This is a genomic window from Pseudomonas sp. B13(2017) (assembly GCF_002113245.1).
GTDB lineage: Bacteria > Pseudomonadota > Gammaproteobacteria > Pseudomonadales > Pseudomonadaceae > Aquipseudomonas > Aquipseudomonas putida_Z.
On the sequence record NZ_NEJX01000004.1, the window covers coordinates 15,065 to 33,784 of the forward strand.

An 18,720-nucleotide genomic window follows, 5' to 3' on the forward strand; every position below is an offset into this window, starting at 1 on the left:
GGCAGTTTCAGACGATGGGGTCATGCACGGTCACCAGCTTGGTGCCATCCGGGAAGGTCGCTTCGACCTGCACGTCGTGGAGCATTTCGGCAATGCCAGGCATCACCTGCTCGCGGCTCAATACTTCGCGCCCCAGGCTCATCAGCTCGGCGACGGTGCGGCCATCACGGGCGCCTTCAAGCACGGCGGCACTGATCAGCGCCACCGCTTCCGGGTAGTTGAGCTTCAGGCCACGGGCCAGGCGCCGCTCCGCCAGCAGCGCGGCGGTGAACAGCAGCAGTTTGTCTTTCTCTCTCGGGGTCAGCTCCATGGCGCTCTCTCAGGTGGCCCAGATACGCGGCGGGCAGGCCGGCAGGCCGAGGACGGCCGGGCGCAGCACATGCCACAGGCGTTGCAGGGTGCGTTGCAGGTGTTGGTTGTCATGGTCAAGCACGCGGATCACCAGCAACGACCCAAGCAGGGTCGCGCCGGCCGGGTTGGCCATCTCGTCGAGTAGCGGGCGCACCAGATCCAGCACGGCCTGGTCGGCGGGTGCGGCGCAAAAGGTGGCCAGCAGCGGATGCCCGCCAAGCTTGTCCAGGCGCCCGCCTTCGACGCGCAGGCGCTCGTGCAGGCCTACTTCGTCGGGCATTTCGATATGCAGGCGGCTGTCGAGGGCACCCTGCTCGAAACGCTCGTTCATCACCGGGCGCCCCAGGCACAGGGTTTCCCAGGCCAGCAGCCGCGCCCCCGGTTCGAGGGTGAAACGGCTGTCGAGGCTGGCGCGGGCGCCGGAGAAGAAGATGCTGTCCTGCGGCAGCCACTCCAGGGTGCTGCCGGCGGCCAGGTGAAAGCGCTGGGCCAGCCGCGCGGTCGGGCCGATGCTGCGGTAGAACTTGCTGGCGCCGGGCATGGTCAGCAGAGCGTGGCTGCCCGGCTCCAGCTGGATATCCAGCTCCAGGCGGTCGCCGGCGACGATCCCACCGGGTGGGTGCAGCACGTAGACATGGCACGGTGCACCTTCCGGATAGAACGGTCGCTGCACCAAAAGAGGTCCGAAATGCCGCCACGCACCAAGGCGGGTCACCTCATCACGCCTGACGAAACGCAACTGCAGGTGAGCGCTCCAGCCGGCATCGTCGTGTTGTTGTTCGATCTGCTCCGCGAGCGACATCCTGCGGCCCCTGAAATCCGTGGCCTGCTGGCCGTTTAGAGGGGCAGGCACGCACGGCTACGGCGCGCGCGGCCTGACCACTCGATCAAATTCGCAGGCTGGATATAGCAGGTTGCGGGCCAACTCCGCAGGTGAACGAAGATGAAACTTTTGCCCAAGCCGCTCTGGCATCGGGCATACAGGGGGATGGCGCACAAAGTGGGGGCGCACTCAGGCCCTGTTTAGGTGCTGGACTGAGAGAATGCTGGGGCCGCTACGCGGCCCATCGCCGGCAAGCCAGCTCCCACAGGGATCGCGCATGGCTTGAGGTCAGCGCGGTCGGCGTGGGAGCTGGCTTGCCGGCGATGGGCTGCACAGCAGCCCCAAGTGTGACGAAACTCAGTAATCGAAGCGGTCCACCGCACGCCGGCGTTCGTTGTCATCACGCCGGTCATAGATGGCGGTGGTCTGGATATTGGCGTGATGCGCCAGCTTCTGCGCAATGGACAGGTCGTGCTCTTCGATCACCCGGGTGATGAACGCCCGGCGGAAGTCGTGCGGCATGATCTTCACGCCCACCTGCGCACCACGCTGGCGGGCGATGTAGTAAATGGCATGCTTGGTGATGCGCGCCCGGGTGATATGGCTGCCACGGCGGATGCGGTTGAACAGGAACGGGTCGTCTTCGGCCCCTGCCGGCAAGTCCTGGCGGCGCAGGTCCAGCCACGCCTGCAACTTCTCGAACGCCCATGGCGGGGCGTACTTGATCAGCTGGCGGTTGCCCTTGCCCAGCACCTGCAGGCTGCGCGCCTCGAAGTCGACCTGGTCCAGGTCGATGTCCACCGATTCCGACTTGCGCATGCCGGTGCCGTACAGCAAGGCGATGATCGCCGCGTCGCGCACACCCTGCGGCCGTGGGTCGGCCGCGCACACATCCATCAGCTCGCGAATCAGGCTGCGGCGCAGGTTGCGCCCCGGCGGCAGGCGGCTGCCGGTGGCTGGTTTGACCTCGCGGATGCGCAACAACTGCTCGTGATCGATCAGGCCCTGGCGCCAGGCTTCGTTCATCACACCGCGGATGGCGTTGACGTACAGCGACGAGCTGTTGGGTGCGTAACCGTCGGCACGTAGCGCCGCCACCAGGGCGATCACATGGCCGGGCTCGAGCCGATGCCAGGGCACATCGACGATATTGCAGTCGACAAACCCCAGCCGGTCGGCAGCGTCCTGAAGGATGTAGCGCATGGTTTGCTGGCTGGATGGGGCCAGGCGGGCCATGTACTGCAGCAGTGGATTTTTCGAGAGGTCGGACAAAACGTGAATCCTGTAGCGAAGCGTTGGCCAGCGGCGAACCGGCCAGACCCTGAAGCAAGTCAATACGACATACAAGCAGGTCCAAATAACAGCAGAAAACGCATGTCATTCGGACCCGGAGAGGTGCCATCACCTTGATATACAAGGGGTTCGGAGCTGGCACGGATCGTGATCTTACCCCAATTGAGCCTACTGAACGAACGAAGGTCCGCCCATGCTTTTGCAGCCGATCGCTTCACGCCCACGCCAGGCCGTCTGGGGCCTGGGTTTCCGCCCATTCTTCCTGGGTGGCAGTTTGTTTGCGCTGCTCGCCTTGCTGTTATGGGCCGGTGTACTGGCCGGAGTGCTGGAGCCAACGCCCCCCGGCGGCATGCTTGCCTGGCACCGCCACGAGATGCTCTATGGCTTTGCTGCCGCCATCATCGCCGGTTTCCTGCTGACTGCCGTGCAGAACTGGAGCGGCACCCCAGGCTTGAGCGGGCGTGCGCTGCAGGGTTTGTTCCTGCTTTGGCTGCTGGGCCGGGCGAGCTGGTTCCTGCCATTACCGGGCAGCTTGCTGGTTGTGATCGAGGGCAGCTTTCTGCCACTGGTGGCACTGGCCCTGGCACGGCCGATCGTGCAACGGCGCTTGCGTAACAACTACCCGATCGTCGGCCTGGTGCTGTTGATCGCCGCCTGCCAGTGGCTGACCCTGGTCGGCTGGCTGCGCCAGGACGAACTGTGGCAGCGCCGCGGGGTGTTTGCTGGGTTGTGGCTGGTGGCCGCGATGATGACCGTGCTTGGCGGGCGGGTGATCCCGTTCTTCACCCGGCGCGGCCTGGGCAACATGGCCCCGGCCCCTGCCCGCCCCTGGCTGGACCGGGCCTGCCTGCTGCTGAGCGTGGCGGTACCGCTGGCCTTTGCCTCGGACTTGGCCGATACGCCACGTACCAGCCTGGCCGTGCTGTTCGGCGCCTTGTTCGCCCTGCATACGGCCCGCCTGGCCTTGTGGCATGACCGCGGCTTGTGGCGGGTGCCCCTGCTGTGGTCGCTGCACCTGGCCTATGCCTGGATTGCCATTGCCTGCCTGGGCATGGCGCTGTGGCATGCCGGGGTGGCGCTGGGCCCGAGCCTGGTGACCCACGCCCTGACCGTGGGCGCCATGAGCGGCTTGATCCTGGCGATGATGGCACGGGTCAGCCTGGGCCACACCGGCAGGCCGCTGCAGGTGCCGACCAGCATTGCCTGGGCCTTTGCCTTGATACAACTGGCGACCCTGGCGCGGGTGGTGCTGCCGCTGTTCACGCCGCTGGGGGTGAGCCTTTCGGTAGTGTGCTGGAGCCTGGCGCTGCTGCTGTTCCTGCGTCACTACCTGCCCATCCTGCTGCGGCCACGGGCTGACGGTATGCCGGGCTAGCCTTGATGCCCAGATTGGGGCCGCTTTGCGGCCCATCGCCGGCAAGCCAGCTCCCACCTCGACTGCATCGACCTCAAGCATTGTGCAGTACCTGTGGGAGCCGGCTTGCCGGCGATGGGCGCCCACACCGACCGCGCCGACCTCAAGGCCTGCGCTGTACCTGTGGGAGCTGGCTTGCCGGCGATGGGCTGCGAAGCAGCCCCAAGGTTTCAGCGCAGACGCACAAATTGCCGGGGCCGCGTTAACCTCCCGGCGCTGGCCACCACCCCGGGAACATCTGCTGCACCCGGGGTTCGGCGAAGCGCTCGTCGATCAAGACCAGAACGCCACGGTCCTGGTCGCCCCGGATGACCCGGCCTGCCGCCTGGATGACCTTGCGCACGCCCGGGTAGAGATAGGCGTAATCGAACCCCGCACCAAACTGCCGCCCCAGACGCTGCTTGAACTGCTCGTTGACCGGGTTGACCTGGGGTAGCCCGAGGGTGGCGACAAACGCGCCGATCAGCCGTGTGCCCGGCAAGTCCACCCCCTCCCCGAATGCACCCCCCAGCACCGCAAAACCCACCCCGCGGCCATCCGCCACAAAACGGTCGAGAAAACCCTGGCGGGCCGCTTCGTCCATGCCCGGCTCCTGGGCCCACATGGGTATCTGTGCATGCCGCTCGGCCAGCAGCCCGGCCACCTGTTGCAGGTACTCGAAACTGCTGAAGAACGCCAGGTAGTTGCCCGGCATGCGCTTATACTGCCGGGCAATCAGCTCGACGATTGGCGCCAGCGAAGCCTGGCGTTGCTGGTAACGAGTGGATACCTGGCTGGCGATGCGCACTTCCAGCTGTTCGGCGCGAAACGGCGCGGCCACTTCCAGCCAGGCGGTATCGGCCGGCATGCCCAGCAGGTCGCTGTAGAAGTGCCGTGGGCTCAGGGTGGCGGAAAACAGCGTCACGCTGCGCGCCGCCTGCATGCGTGGGCCCAACAGGCGCGCCGGGGTGACATTGCGCAGGCACAGGGTGGCCAGCCGCCGCTTGCGCGGGCCCTGGCGCTGGCTGATGTCGAACAGGAAGTGCTCGTCGAACAGCTCGGCAACCCGGCTGAACTGCAACGCCTGGTAGAAGAACTGCAGCACCTGCGGGTCCATTTGCGCAGGCGCCTGGTTCATTTGTTCCTGTATCAGCCCGATGCATTGCTGCAGGGCACGCAGCAAGGCCTCAGGCAGCGACTCGCTGGCCTGGTACGGCGCGCGCTGCTCCTTGTAGAGGGCGTTCCACTGCCGGTTCAGCCGGTCCAGCGCACTGACCAGCCCGGGCGGTTTGCTCTGGCGCAGGGCCTGCAACTGCCCTTGGTCGAGGCTGGCGCTGTACATGCCACGGCCGCGCTCGACCAGGTTGTGCGCCTCGTCCACCAGCACCGCGACCCGCCACTGGTTGGCCTGGGTCAGGCCGAACAACAGGGCATGGGCATCGAAGTAGTAGTTGTAATCCGCCACCAGCACGTCTACCCAGCGCGCCATCTCCTGGCCCAGGTAATACGGGCATACCTGGTGCGCCAAGGCCACTTCGCGCAGCTGGGCGCGGTCAAGCATGGGCAACGCTGCCGCCGCAGCGCGCGCGGCCGGCAGGCGGTCGTAGAAGCCTGCGGCCAAGGGGCAGGATTCGCCATGGCAGGCCTTGTCGGGGTGCTCGCAGGCTTTGTCGCGGGCGATCAGCTCCAGCGTGCGCAAGGCCGGCTGCGGCGTGGCATGGGTGATCTGGCGCATGGCATCCAGGGCCAGGGCCCGGCCCGGGGTCTTGGCCGTGAGAAAGAACAGCTTGTCCAGCTGCTGCGGCACCATGGCCTTGAGCAGAGGGAACAAGGTACCGACGGTCTTGCCAATTCCGGTGCTGGCCTGGGCCATCAGGCAACGGCCGGTACTCACCGCCTTGTACAGGGTTTCCGCCAGTTGTCGCTGGCCCTGGCGGAACGCCGGATAGGGGAAGCCCAGTGTTTGCAGGCCTTGGTTACGCTCGGCCAGGCGCTGCTCCTGCCCTTGTGCCCACGCCAGAAAGCGTTGGCACTGGGTTTCGAAGAAGGCCTGCAGTTCGGCAGCCGTGCAGTGTTCACTGATCAGCGTCTGGCCATCGCTGTCCACGTCCAGGTAAACCAGCGCCACCTCGATGGCCGGCAGTTGCCGTGCCTGGCACATCAACCAGCCGTAGACCTTGGCCTGCGCCCAGTGCAACTGGCGATGGTTGGCTGGCTGGCGCGACAGGTCGCCACGGTGGGTCTTGATCTCTTCCAGGCGGTTGCAGGCGGGGTCGTAACCGTCGGCACGGCCACGCACTCTCAGGGTATCGAACTGGCCTTCGAGGGCAATTTCCGACTCGTAGCCCGCAGCGCGTCGCGCCACCACCCGCCGATGCCCCTCGATCCCCTCCTGGGCGGTGGGTGATGGCGTGAAGCGCAGGTCCAGGTCGCCGACCTTGGCGCTGAATTCACACAAGGCGCGTACCGCCACGCTGTAGCTCACGGTGTTTCGCTCCAGCGCACATGGCACACCGCGACAGGCAGGCCGTGGGCCCGGCAGAACTCCAGCCAGCGCAGCTGGTTGTCCTGCAGGCGGTCGCCAGGGCCCTTGACCTCGACCATGCGGTAGCGACCTTGTTCGGGCCAGAACTGGATCAGGTCGGGCATGCCGGCGCGGTTGTTGCGGATGTCCTGCAGCAGGCGCAGGAAGCACTGTTTCAAATGGGCCGCCGGCAGGCAGGCCAAGGCTTGCTCAAGCAATGCTTCACTGAGCACGGACCAGAACACGAACGGCGACTGCAGCCCTTGCTTGGCGGCGTAACAGTCGAGAATCGCCCGGTGATGGCTGCCATCGTCCAGCCGCCCCAGGCAACGTTCGAACAGGGCACTGCGGCGTTGCTGGAAGTCGCCGTCGTGCAGGTCCTGCGGGGCGGCCTGGAACGGGTTGAAGAACGCGCCAGGCACTGGGGCGAAGATCGCCTCCCAGCACAGCAGGCCGAACAGGCTGTTGAACAGCGTGTTCTCCACGTAATGCACCGGCCCACCGGCTTCGGCCAGGTGCTGGCGTACCGCCTCCTCCACACCCAGCGCTGCCAGTTCCCGGGGCAGTTCCAGCTCGATCAGCTCCAGGGGCGCGACACGCTGGCGCCGCTGTGGCGGGCCACCGAGCTTGCGTGCCAGGCGTGGCAACATGCGTTCCAGCGCCTGCACTTCCAGGGCGTTGGCCGGCGCGGCCGCCAGTTGCAGCGCCAGTGCATGGGCCTGGGGCCACTGCTCGCTGCGCTCCAGCACCCGCACCTGGCGGATGCGCGCCTGGGCATGACTGCACTGCGTGTACACAGCCATGGCCTGCGCCCAGTCGCCCAGGCGCTCGCATTGCTGGCCCAGGGCGAATTGCAGGCGCGCATGGCGCCGGGCCAGCCATGGGTTGTCGCTGTGCAGGCCCTGCATGGCTGCCAGGATCGACAGCGGGTCGTCGCCCTGCTCCAGGCGCTCGGCGCACTGGTGCAAGGCCATGGCCAGGTCGACTTCGGCGCGTTGCTGCAGGGCACGCGAATCGGTGCTGAACGGCACCTGTTCGTAGCGCAACAACCCGAGGTCGGCGAGGACGAAGTCCGACCAGTCCTGGTACAGGTTGCCGAAGAACAGCAGGCGCATGCGGTCGCACAAGGGTTGCAGGCACCACTGGAGGATGCGCACGCCGCTGTCCGGGAACCACTCGGCCAATGAACGGGCTTGCAGGCCCAGGGGTTGCAGTTGTGCAAGCAGGTCATGCTTGGCGGCGCGAGGGCGGCTCAGCTGCGGGGCAAAACAACGGGCAAGTTCGTCCTTGCGCAGCAGGGCGAACAGTTGCTGCAGTTCCAGTTGCGCGGGCTCCCGTACCCAGCCGAGGGCCAGCAACGGCTGCAGGGCCTGCCAGGTATCGCCGATTTCGGCATAGTCGAGCCGATCGCTGCGAAACAGCTCGCCCTTGCGCATGACCATGCGCACCATCAGGGCCTGTGCCGGGGCGTCCAGTTGGCTGAAGGTGCGGATGAAAGCGAGTTCCTGATCGTCGAGCAGGTCTTCGTAGCGCTGTTCGACCCACAGCAGCACCTGGCGGAAGTTGTGCAGGTAGTAGAACGGGTCGTCGACGGAATGGGCGATCACGGGCTGGGGGTCAGGCGGCTGGAATGAGTACTGGTTATACATACAGACCAGTATGCCTGGCAAGTGCCGCGGGTCGCTCAACGATCGGCTATCGGCTTGGGGGCTGCTTTGCAGCCCAATCGCGACGCAAGGCCGCTCCCACAGGTGCTGCAGTGCTGCTGAAACAAGCGCGATACCTGTGGGAGCGGCCTTGCGTCGCGATTGGGGCGCAAAGCGCCCCCCCGGAATTCACACCTGTTCCGTCGCCCCGACCATCTCCGCTGCCTTGACCTTGGCACTGCCAATCGGCGCCTGCAGCAGCAGGAAGTAGGCCACCGCCGAACACAGCGCCACTACCGCACTGATCATGAACGCCGTGGTGAACGAGCCCGAGTACTGGATGCTGAAGCCAGTAACGATCGGCGCCACCGAGCCGGCAATGTAGCCGCCGAAGTTCTGGATCGAGCCAAACGAGGCCACGCGCTGGCTGTCGACGATGGTGTTGACGATCATCCAGGCAGTGGCACTGGCCATGTTGATGCTGAACAGCGCCAGGCACAGCAGGATGATGCAACCGGTCAGGCCGGTGACGAACGACAGCGGCAGGGTAAACAGCGCCGCCAGCACCAGCCCGGTGATGACGCTGAACTTGCGGCTGGCCAGCACGCTCATGCCGCGCTTCACCAGCAAGTCGCAGAAGCGCCCGGCAACGATCGTGCCCGCTGCGCCAAAGCCATAGGCCAGCGACACTACCCAGGCGGTCTTGTACAGGTCCAGGCCGTGCTCACGCTCGAAGTAGCCAGGCAGCCAGGTCAGGTGCAGCCAGAGCATGTAGATCACGCCCATGAAGCCCAGCACCGCACCCCAGGTACTGCGGTGCTTGAACAGGTCGAGCCAGCCGGCGAAGTACGAGGCCTTCGGCGCTTGTGCAGTGGCTGCCGGCGCCTGCTGCCCACTCGGCAACGGCTTGCCCTCGGCAGCAAGCTCCGCCAGGTAGCGGGCCTTGCTTTTGTAGAAGGTCAGCCAGCACAGCGCCAGCACCACGCCGATCACGCCGGTGATGATGAACATGCCGCGCCAGCCGAAGTTGACCATGAACAGCGTCAGCAAGGGTGGCGCCAGGCACGGGCCGAGGCAGGTCGAGGACCAGACCACGCCGGTCGGGGTGCCGCGTTCGTTGGCATCGAACCACTCCGACAGGGCCTTGGCCGCCGACGGGAACATCGGCGCCTCGCCAATCCCCAGCAGCACCCGCAGGCCCATGAAGCCGGCAAAGCTGTTGACCATGCCGAACGCTGCCTGGGCCACCGACCAGCCCAGCAGCGAAGCGCCGAGGGCGATCTTGCTGCCCAGGCGGTCGATGATCATGCCCATCGGCAGCTGGGCAAAGGCATAGGCAATGGAAAACGCCGACAACAGGATGCCCATCTGCGACGGGCTGATCATCATGTCTTTCTGGATCGAGGTGTTGGCGATCGACAGTGCACTACGGTCCAGGTAGTTGACGATGCCGATCAACAGCAGGAACACGACGGTGATGCGTTGGTACTTCTTCATAGGGTTCATGTGATGACCTTTATTATTATTGTTGCCGCGCTGTCAGCGCCTTGGCGGTCCTTCGTTCAAGCTGCGCCCTCCCTGACGCAGCGCGCCGCTCAAGGCTGGCGCGCGGTAGTTGCAACGTCCAGCAGCCCGCGCCGGCCGAGGCTGTCGATCAGCGCACGCAGGCCAAAGTGCCACTGCGGTGCCAGGTCGCTGGTGGTCACGCGGTTGCACAGGGTACCCAGTTGCGGGTTGCTGATGCTCACCACATCGCCCTGCTTGTGGGTGAAGCCGTTGCCCGGTTGGTCGCGGTCCTGCTTGGGGGCGAACAAGGTACCGAGGAACAGCACCAGGCCGTCGGGGTACTGATGGTTCTCGTTGAGGGTTTGCTGCACCAGGTCCTGCGGGTCGCGGCTGATCTGGCGCATGGAGCTGCGGCCGGCGAGGATGAAACCGTCTTCGCCCACCACCTGCAAGTCCACTTCGGCGGCGCGCACGTCGTCCAGGCCGAAGCTTTCGTCGAACAGGCGCAGCAGCGGGCCAAGCGCGGTGGAGGCATTGTTGTCCTTGGCTTTTGACAGCAGCAAGGCGCTACGGCCTTCGAAGTCGCGCAGGTTGACGTCGTTGCCGAGCATCGCGCCCTTGATGCGACCATCACTCGACACCGCCAGCACCACTTCCGGCTCGGGGTTGTTCCAGCTCGACTTGGGGTGGATGCCGATGTCGGCGCCGTGGCCGACCGCCGACAGCGGCTGGGCCTTGGTGAACACCTCGGCATCCGGGCCAATACCCACTTCCAGGTACTGCGACCACAGGCCCTGCTCCACCAGCACCTTGCGCAGCGCTTCGGCCTGGGCCGAGCCCGGCACGATCTGCGACAGGTCGGCGCCGATGCGGCTGGCCAGGGTGTCGCGGATGGCATCGGCCTTGGCCGGGTCGCCCTTGGCCTGCTCTTCGACCACGCGCTCCAGCAGGCTGGTGGCGAAGGTCACCCCAGCTGCCTTCACCGCCTGCAGGTCGATGGGTGCCAGCAGCCATGGTTGGTGCGGGTCGCGCCGGGCCGGGTCGCTGTTGCCCAGCAAGGCTGGCAGCCCGATCAGCGGCTCGGCCAGCGGCAGGCTGCGCAGGTAGGCCACCGGGTCGGCCACTTCCAGCAGGGCCGAGACGGTGGCTACATGGGCGCTGATATCGTGCACGACGCCGGCCTTCACCAGCACCACCGCAGGGCCCTGCTCCGGCAGCCAGACCCGCCCTACCCAACTGCCGCTGTCGAACGCGCTGGCATCGTGATTCAGAGGCAGCGGTAGCTTGCCGTTCGCTCGATCAGTCATCTGTGTACCCTTACTGTCATTCATTGGGAAAGTGCCGGCAGTTGCAGCTGCCCGGCCAGGCGGTCAAGGTCGGCCACCAGCTGTGACGAAAGGCTTGCGCCCTGCTCCAGGGCCTGGCGGCGCAAGGCAAGGCCAGCCTGCCCAGGCAGGCGCACCGGGCGCTCGGGGTCGAGTGGCCGGCTGGCCATGACCAGCTGGCCGAGGAAGCTGGTTTCGTCGGTGAACGCTTGCAGGCCGCCGAAGAAACGCGGGTCGATGACCACGGCGGTGGCCGAGGCACCCCACTGGTCTGGTGCATCCTTGCGGCCATGGCCGGCCAGCCCCGAGGTCAGGGCTTCGACCAGCAGCGCCAGGGCGAAACCTTTGTGACCAAAAGCCTGGCCACCCAAGGGCAGGATGCTGCCTTGCGGGCTGGTGAAGAAGTCGCGCGGGTCGTCGCTCAGTTGCCCGTCATTGCTCACCAGCACCGGGTGCGGCAGGCGGCTGCCGGCATCGCGGCACTGGCCGACCAGGCCGAGGGTGACGGTGGACATGCTGACGTCCAGCAGAATCGGCTCGCCCTGGGTCGGGATGCCCGCGGCAATCGGGTTGGGGGTGTACACCGGGTCGGCGCCGCCATGGGCGCAGACCAGCCCTACCGATGGGTCCGAGGAATACAGCATGGCCACCAGGCCCTGGTCGGTGTAGGGCTTGAGGTAGGCTGCCAGGCAGCCGATATGCGCGGCGCGGCGTACCACGGCGATACCGATACCCTGCGAAGTGGCGCCCTTTGCCGCGCAGTCCAGGGCACGGCTGACGCAGTACGGCCCCAGCACGTAGTGGCCATCGAACAGGCTGGAAATGCCACTGTCCGACACCTGCTCCAGTGCCTGCGCGCGGGCTTTGACCTGGCCGCCGAGCATGCCGTCGATGTAGCGGCTGACCAGGTTCAGGCCATGGGTGCGATGGCCCAGCAATTCGCCTTCGAGCAGTACCTGGGTCACTACCTGGGCGACTTCGGTATCGGCGCCGGCCTTTTCGAACAGCCGCTCGACGAAGGTGGTGAGCGCTTGCACGTTGTAATGTGTGGCTTGAGTCATTGCGGTTGCCTCGGAAATGGAACAGGGCTGGCGATCAGGTCACGGCACCGATCTGCCAGGGCACGAATTCGTTCTGCCCGTAGCCGTGCAGTTCACTCTTGCTGCGCTCACCGGAAGCGATGCGCAGCATCTGTTCGAAGATGAACGCGCCGCGCTCCTCGATACTGGTGGAGCCGTCGGCGATGCCACCGCAATTGACGTCCATGTCTTCTTCCTGGTGCTCGAACACCCGGTTGTTGGTGGCCAGCTTGATCGACGGCGCCGGGGCGCAGCCGTAGGCCGAGCCACGGCCGGTGGTGAAGGCGATCAGGTTGGCCCCGCCAGCCACCTGGCCGGTGGCCGAAACCGGGTCGTAACCGGGGGTATCCATGAACACCAGGCCCTGGGCGCGTACCGCTTCCGCGTACTGGTACACATCGACCAGGTTGCTGGAGCCGGCCTTGGCCACCGCGCCGAGGGACTTCTCGAGGATGGTGGTCAGGCCCCCGGCCTTGTTGCCGGCCGAGGGGTTGTTGTTCAGTTCGGCGTTCATGCGCTGGCAGTAGTCTTCCCACCAGTGGATGCGCGCCACCAGTTTTTCGCCGACCTCGCGGCTGACCGCACGGCGGGTCAGCAGGTGCTCGGCACCGTAGATTTCCGGGGTCTCGGAGAGAATCGCGGTGCCACCGGCGGCCACCAGGCGGTCGACGGCATTGCCCAACGCCGGGTTGGCGGTAATGCCGGAATAGCCATCGGAACCGCCACATTGCAGGCCGACCACCAGGTGCCGCGCACTGACCGGCTGGCGCTGCACCTGGTTGGCCTCGGCCAGCAGCGCCTTGACCTGGTTGATACCGGCAGCGATGGTTTTGCTGGTGCCGCCGATACCCTGGATGGTGAAGGCGCGCAGCTGGGCGCTGGCCTGCAGGCCCTGGGTTTCCAGCAGGCTTTCGATCTGGTTGGTTTCGCAGCCCAGGCCGATGATCAGCACGGCAGCGAAATTGGGGTGTACGGCGTACCCGGCCAGGGTGCGACGCAACAGGCCCAAGGCTTCACCGCTGGGGTCCACCGCACAGCCGGCGCCGTGGGTCAGCGCTACCACGCCGTCGATGTTCGGGTAATCGGCCAGCACGTCAGGGTGGATGTCGCGGCGAAAATGGTCGGCCACGGCCCGGGCCACGGTTGCCGAGCAGTTCACCGAGGTGAGGATGCCGATGTAGTTGCGGGTGGCGACCCGGCCATCGGCGCGCACGATGCCCTGAAACTGCGCCTCGCGGCCGGGCTGGCTGCGGGTGTCGACACCGAAGGCGTAGTCACGGGCGAAATCGCCCATCTGCACGTTGTGCACATGCACGTGATCGCCGGCGTCGATGGCCTGCGAGGCAAAACCGATGATCTGCCCGTAACGGCGCAGGGGCTGGCCCTGCTCCACACGCTCGGTAGCGACCTTGTGGCCCGAGGGGATCGGCTGGCGCACGGTAATCGCCTCGGCGTCCAGGCGCAGGCCTTGCGGCAGGGCCTGGCGGGCGATGAGCACGTTGTCCAGCGGGTTGAGGCGGATGACGGCAAGGTCACCGGACTTGGCAATCAGTTGCATGGGACCTCTCAGGGCGGTGCGGCTGGCTTCTTGTTATGGCTGCGACCACTGTAAGAACCCTTGTGCAACATTCCCAATGAGATGATCCGATCGTTCGATAACCCTGGGTTATCAAAAGCCGGTCTCAGCGCGTGTTTATCAATCACATTTGAGGGCCATTGGGGCCGCTGCGCAGCCCTTCGCGGGCTTGCCCGCTCCCACACCGACTGCATTGGCATCAAGCCATGCGCTGTCTTGCTCAAATTCCACAAAGTGGCGCGATCGCTGTGGGAGCGGCCTTGTGTCGCGAAAGGGCCGCAAAGCAGCCCCAGCAATTTCAACTGTTGCGCATCAATCCTGGGGCCGCGTTGCGGCCCTTTCGCGACACAAGGCCGCTCCCACAGGTACAGCGACAACCTCGAGAGCAACGCTGCACCCGTGGGAGCTGGCTTGCCTGCGATGGGCTGCGCAGCGGCCCCATGGGTTTTATCTCTGCTCCTGCTGACGGCGCCGCGCGCCCTCCAGCAAAATCTCGACAAACGCCCGGGCCGAAGCGCTCAGCGGCTCGTCCTTGCGGGTAACCACGCCGTACTCCAGCGCCGCCAGGTGCAGGGGGCTGCGCAGTTCCTTCAGTTGGCCGCTGGCCAGCTGCGCGGCAACCATCGAGCGCGGCAACATGGCGATCATCGGCGCCGCCTGCAGCAATTGCAGGAACATCGGCATGGAGATGGTTTCGACGCTGTCGGCAGGCGTGGCGATGCCGGCAACCCGGAAGGCCTGCTCCAGGCGGTTGCGGATCGGCGTGCCCACCGGGTACAGCACCCACGGCCAGTCGCCCAGCGCTGTCAGCGGCGTGCTTTCCAGCTGGTTGAGCGGGTGCTTGCTGTTGACCACCAGGCTGAACGGTTCCGGCTCCAGGGGCTGGAAGTCGAACAGCTGGCTGAAGCGTTCTTCAGTGAAACGGCCAATCATTATGTCGAGCTTGTTCTGCTCCAGCATGGTCAACAAGTGATCGCTGGAATGCTCCACCACTTCGATCGACAGCAACGGGCTGCGCGCCTTGATCGCGGCGATGGCCTGCGGCAGCACCAGCGCGGTGGCGGCAAAGATCCCGCCGACGCGGATAAAGCCGTGCCCGCCGTTGCGCAGGCGGTTTACCTGATCGACGAACTGCTGCGACTCGGCCAGCGCGCCTTGGGCATAACGCACCACATATTCGCCCAGTTCGGTGGGTGGCATGCTCCGCGGCAGGCGCTCGAACAGGGCGAAGCCGAACTGCTCCTCAAGGTCACGCAACATCTTGCTCAGTGCCGGCTGGCTCAGGTTCATGCGCGTGGCGGTGGCGTGCATGTTGCGGGTGCGCGCCAAGGTGTCGATCAGCACCAGGTGCTTGTAGCGTATCCAGTTGCAAAAGCTGGAATGGGTCATGTCCGGCGGCATTGACGCAGGGCCTCAGGCAAGTGAAAAGGCAGGGCTATTGCGCCCGCAGGTAGTGCAGCAAGGTGTCCAGGGCAACCGAGTTGGGGCGCGAGCGCAGGGTCAACACGCCCAGGTTGGCCATGGCCAGTGGCAGTTCCACCGGCAGGATGGCGACCATGCCATAGCGGGCATAATGCTTGGCCACGTCATCGGGCACCACCGCAATCATCTCGGAGGCTTCGAGCATGGCGGTGGTAGCCAGGATCGAGGCGGTTTCGACGATATCCAGCGACTGCACCATGCCGCCGGCCTGCAACGCGCTTTCGACGCGGCGACGCATCGGGCTGCCGATGGGGTGCAGGATCCAGGTCAAGGCCACCAGGTCGGCCAGTTGCAGCCCGGCGGCATTGGCCAGCGGGTGGCCTGCGCGGGCGATCACGCGCATCTGCTCACCGCCTTCGAACAGTTCGATGTTCAGGTCCTGGCTGTCGCTCTGGTCCGGCAGGCGCCCCACCACCATGTCGAAGTCGCCACGCAGCAAGGCCGGCAGCAAGGTGTCGCTGGTGCCGACCTCCAGGGAAATGCGCACTTTGGGGTAGTCGCGCTTGTAGGCCAGTACCGCCTTGGTCAGCACACCCGGCACCGGGCCCATGACGCTGCCTACCCGCACCAGGCCCTGGGCCCCGCGCGCCAGCTCGGCAATCTGCGCCTGGGCGTGCTCGAACTCATGCAGCGCGTTCTGCGCATAGCGGATCATCACTTCGCCATACAGCGTCGCTTGCATACCCCGTGGCAAACGCTCGAACAAGCGTACGCCAAGGCGCACCTCGAGCTGTTGCAGCAACAGGCTCGCTGCCGGTTGCGTGGTGTGCATCGCCGCGGCAGCACGGCGCAGGTTAGCGAACTCGCCCAAGGCGTTGAGCAGCGTGATCTGCCGGCTGGAGATCTTCAATGCGCCGAGGCTGGCAGGCGCCTGGGCGCTGTCGGGTGGCAAGCGAGACATATCGAATCCGGTATCGCTGGTTAAGATTTGGCGATTATGCCTGTATCGCTCGACAACCTACAGTCAGGCCTCCCAGTGCTTGAACAGAACAAGAGCCGACCATGAGCATACGTATTACCCACCTGAGCGTTCGCGACATTCGTTTCCCCACTTCGCTGTCGCTTGACGGCTCCGACGCCATGAACAGCGCCCCCGATTATTCGGCGGCCTATGTGGTGCTGCACACCGACGCCGAGGCCCTGGAAGGCCACGGCCTGACCTTCACCATCGGCCGTGGCAACGAGATTTGCGCGGCGGCGGTGCAGTCGCTGGCGCCGCTGATCGTCGGCCTCACCCTGGAGGAAATCACGGCCGACATGGGCGGTTTCTGGCACCGCTTCACCGTCAGCGACAGCCAGTTGCGCTGGCTGGGCCCGGAAAAGGGCGTGATCCACCTGGCCACCGCCGCCATCATCAATGCCGTGTGGGACCTGTGGGCCAAGCACGAAGGCAAGCCGGTGTGGAAGCTGCTGGCCGACATGACGCCCGAGCAGCTGGTGCGCTGCCTGGACTTCAGCTACGTCACCGATGTGCTCACCCCCGAAGAAGCCATCGCCCTGCTGCGCCGCCAGGCCCCGGGCAAGGCCCAGCGCGAAGCGCAGATGCTGCGCGAAGGCTACCCCGGCTACACCACCGCGCCGGGCTGGCTGGGCTACAGCGAAGAAAAGATGCGCAAGCTGGCCCGCGAGGCGGTGGAAGATGGCTGGACCCACATCAAGCAAAAGATCGGTGCGGACCTGGAGGAAGACATTCGCCGCGCCAGCATCCTGCGCGACGAAATTGGCTGGGAGCGCACCCTGATGATGGATGCCAACCAGGTATGGGGCGTCGAGGAATCCGTCGCCAACATGCGCCGCCTGGCCGCCTTCGAGCCACTGTGGATCGAAGAGCCGACCAGCCCGGACGACATCCTCGGGCACGCCACCATCCGCCAGCGCATTGCGCCGATTGGCGTGGCCACCGGTGAACATTGCCACAACCGGGTGATGTTCAAGCAGATGTTCCAGGCCGGGGCGCTGGACTTCTGCCAACTGGACGCGGCCCGCCTGGGTGGCCTGAACGAAGTGCTGATCGTGCTGCTGATGGCGGCGAAGTACGACGTACCGGTGTGCCCGCACGGCGGCGGTGTCGGCCTGTGCGAATATGTGCAGAACATTGCCCTGTTTGACTACATCGCGGTATCGGCCTCGCTGCACAACCGGGTGCTGGAGTACGTCGACCACCTGCACGAGCATTTCATCGACCCGGTGGTGATTCGCCGCGGGCGCTACATGCCACCGCAACGCCCGGGCTACAGCATCGAAATGCATGCCGAGACCCTGGAGCGCTACCAGTACCCCAACGGCGCGGTGTGGCTCGACATCAACCGTTCTTGACCCACCTACCTGGGTGTGCCGCCTTTGCGCGGCACGCCACCAGCACTTTCCACGGGGAAAAAACAATGACAATCCTCACCGGTACTGCAGCGGCGCCCGCCCCTGCCGCCACCACCGAACAGCGCCTGAACGGCCTGCTGCTGCGCAAATTGATGCCACTGCTCATCGTTGTCTACGTGATGAGCTTCCTTGACCGGACCAACATTGCCCTGGCCAAGGCCAGCATGGGCATCGACCTCGGCCTGTCGGCAGCGGCCTACGGCCTGGGCGCCGGCCTGTTCTTCCTCACCTATGCCCTGGCCGAAGTACCCAGCAACCTGATCATGCATCGGGTGGGCGCACGCTTCTGGATCACCCGCATCATGATCACCTGGGGCCTGCTCTCGGCGGGCATGGCCTTCGTCCAGGGCGAAACCTCGTTCTACGTCATGCGCCTGTTGCTCGGGGTCGCCGAAGCGGGCCTGTTCCCCGGCGTGATGCTGTACCTGACCTACTGGTTCGACCGAGAACAGCGTGCCCGCGCCACGGGTTACTTCCTGCTGGGTGTGTGCCTGGCCAACATCCTCAGCGGCCCGCTGGGGGGTGCCCTGCTGGAAATGGACGGTGTGCTGGGCTGGCACGGCTGGCAATGGCTGTTCGTGCTCGAGGGCCTGCCGGCAGTGGCCCTGGCCTATGCGGTATGGAAGAAACTGCCCGATGGCCCAGCCTCGGCGCCCTGGCTGTCGGCCGCCGAAGCCGAGGACATCGAGCGCCGCCTGGCTGCGGAACGGGCCGCCGCACCGCAGCAGAGCAAGTTGGGGCAGATGTTCCGCGACCGGCAGATCTGGCTGGCGATCGTGGTGTACTTCGTGCACCAGATCACCATCTACACGGTGATTTTCTTCCTGCCGGGCATCATCGGCACCTACGGCGCGCTGTCGCCCTTCCAGGTCGGCCTGCTGACCGCCGTACCGTGGATTGCTGCCGCCATCGGCGCCGCCACCTTCCCGCGCCTGGCCACCTCGCCGAGCCGTTGCCGTACCCTGCTGTTCGGCGGCCTGCTGACCATGGCGGCCGGGCTGCTGCTGGCGTCGCTGGCCAACTCGTTCATCGGCCTGGTCGGGTTTTCGCTGACTGCCCTGATGCTGTTCGTGGTGCAGTCGATCATCTTCGTCTTCCCCTCCAGCCGCCTGAGTGGCAGCGCCCTGGCGGCAGGGCTGGCCTTTGTCACCACCTGCGGCCTGTTTGGCGGTTTCGTTGGCCCATCGGTGATGGGCCTGATCGAGCAGGCCACCGGCAGTACCCGCAATGGCTTGTGGATCATCGCCGCGTTGCTGGTGGTGGCAGCGCTGGTCAGTACCCGCTTGCGGCAAGGGCAGGAGCAAGCGAATCGCTGACAGGAGGCGTTTGCCTGCCAGGGCCTAATC

Annotated in this window: 14 protein-coding genes; 3 read left to right on the top strand and 11 right to left on the bottom strand. The window is 65.7% G+C overall.

The features are described from left to right. Nucleotides 1–7 precede the first annotated feature (7 nt). From CAG44_RS07235 to xerC, 3 genes are all read right to left on the bottom strand, one after another. On the bottom strand, nucleotides 8–310 hold the full coding sequence (locus CAG44_RS07235) for an urease subunit gamma (protein ID WP_003256923.1): 303 nt from the start codon (nucleotides 308–310) through the stop codon (nucleotides 8–10). A gap of 9 nt (nucleotides 311–319) precedes the next feature. Continuing rightward, the gene (locus tag CAG44_RS07240) at nucleotides 320–1,153 is read right to left on the bottom strand and encodes an urease accessory protein UreD (protein ID WP_085691856.1); all 834 of its coding nucleotides are present in this window, start codon (nucleotides 1,151–1,153) and stop codon (nucleotides 320–322) included. Between the two features lie 378 nt (nucleotides 1,154–1,531). Then, nucleotides 1,532–2,446, bottom strand: a complete 915-nt coding sequence (gene xerC, locus CAG44_RS07245) for a tyrosine recombinase XerC (RefSeq protein ID WP_015270152.1) — start codon at nucleotides 2,444–2,446, stop codon at nucleotides 1,532–1,534. Between the two features lie 214 nt (nucleotides 2,447–2,660). Here xerC and CAG44_RS07250 point away from each other — a divergent pair, with 214 nt between their 5' ends. Continuing rightward, nucleotides 2,661–3,842, top strand: a complete 1,182-nt coding sequence (locus CAG44_RS07250) for an NnrS family protein (protein ID WP_085691857.1) — start codon at nucleotides 2,661–2,663, stop codon at nucleotides 3,840–3,842. A 241-nt stretch (nucleotides 3,843–4,083) separates the two neighbouring features. Here CAG44_RS07250 and CAG44_RS07255 read toward each other — a convergent pair whose 3' ends face one another. The 8 genes from CAG44_RS07255 to CAG44_RS07290 form a co-directional block, all read right to left on the bottom strand. Then, nucleotides 4,084–6,345: an ATP-dependent DNA helicase gene (locus tag CAG44_RS07255; protein ID WP_085691858.1), complete on the bottom strand. Its 2,262-nt coding sequence runs from the start codon at nucleotides 6,343–6,345 to the stop codon at nucleotides 4,084–4,086. Then, complete coding sequence (locus tag CAG44_RS07260) at nucleotides 6,342–7,991, bottom strand: VRR-NUC domain-containing protein (protein ID WP_085663914.1); 1,650 nt, start codon at nucleotides 7,989–7,991, stop codon at nucleotides 6,342–6,344. Before CAG44_RS07260 ends, CAG44_RS07255 begins: the two co-directional genes overlap by 4 nt. A gap of 228 nt (nucleotides 7,992–8,219) precedes the next feature. Further along, a complete protein-coding gene (locus CAG44_RS07265) occupies nucleotides 8,220–9,527 on the bottom strand; it encodes an MFS transporter (protein ID WP_178076916.1) in 1,308 nt (435 codons plus the stop codon). A gap of 98 nt (nucleotides 9,528–9,625) precedes the next feature. Next, nucleotides 9,626–10,843: a fumarylacetoacetate hydrolase family protein gene (locus CAG44_RS07270; RefSeq protein WP_085691860.1), complete on the bottom strand. Its 1,218-nt coding sequence runs from the start codon at nucleotides 10,841–10,843 to the stop codon at nucleotides 9,626–9,628. Between the two features lie 20 nt (nucleotides 10,844–10,863). Further along, nucleotides 10,864–11,922, bottom strand: a complete 1,059-nt coding sequence (locus tag CAG44_RS07275) for an Ldh family oxidoreductase (protein ID WP_085691861.1) — start codon at nucleotides 11,920–11,922, stop codon at nucleotides 10,864–10,866. A 34-nt stretch (nucleotides 11,923–11,956) separates the two neighbouring features. After that, nucleotides 11,957–13,498, bottom strand: coding sequence for a UxaA family hydrolase (locus tag CAG44_RS07280; protein WP_085691862.1), 1,542 nt, complete (start codon nucleotides 13,496–13,498; stop codon nucleotides 11,957–11,959). A 465-nt stretch (nucleotides 13,499–13,963) separates the two neighbouring features. Further along, the gene (locus CAG44_RS07285; RefSeq protein WP_085691863.1) at nucleotides 13,964–14,917 is read right to left on the bottom strand and encodes a LysR family transcriptional regulator; all 954 of its coding nucleotides are present in this window, start codon (nucleotides 14,915–14,917) and stop codon (nucleotides 13,964–13,966) included. A gap of 34 nt (nucleotides 14,918–14,951) precedes the next feature. Next, nucleotides 14,952–15,899, bottom strand: coding sequence for a LysR family transcriptional regulator (locus CAG44_RS07290; protein ID WP_085691864.1), 948 nt, complete (start codon nucleotides 15,897–15,899; stop codon nucleotides 14,952–14,954). A 101-nt stretch (nucleotides 15,900–16,000) separates the two neighbouring features. Here CAG44_RS07290 and CAG44_RS07295 point away from each other — a divergent pair, with 101 nt between their 5' ends. Together CAG44_RS07295 and CAG44_RS07300 are read left to right on the top strand one after the other, a co-directional pair. Then, nucleotides 16,001–17,314, top strand: coding sequence for an L-fuconate dehydratase (locus CAG44_RS07295; protein ID WP_023663021.1), 1,314 nt, complete (start codon nucleotides 16,001–16,003; stop codon nucleotides 17,312–17,314). A gap of 65 nt (nucleotides 17,315–17,379) precedes the next feature. After that, on the top strand, nucleotides 17,380–18,690 hold the full coding sequence (locus CAG44_RS07300; RefSeq protein WP_085691865.1) for an MFS transporter: 1,311 nt from the start codon (nucleotides 17,380–17,382) through the stop codon (nucleotides 18,688–18,690). Nucleotides 18,691–18,720 lie beyond the last annotated feature (30 nt).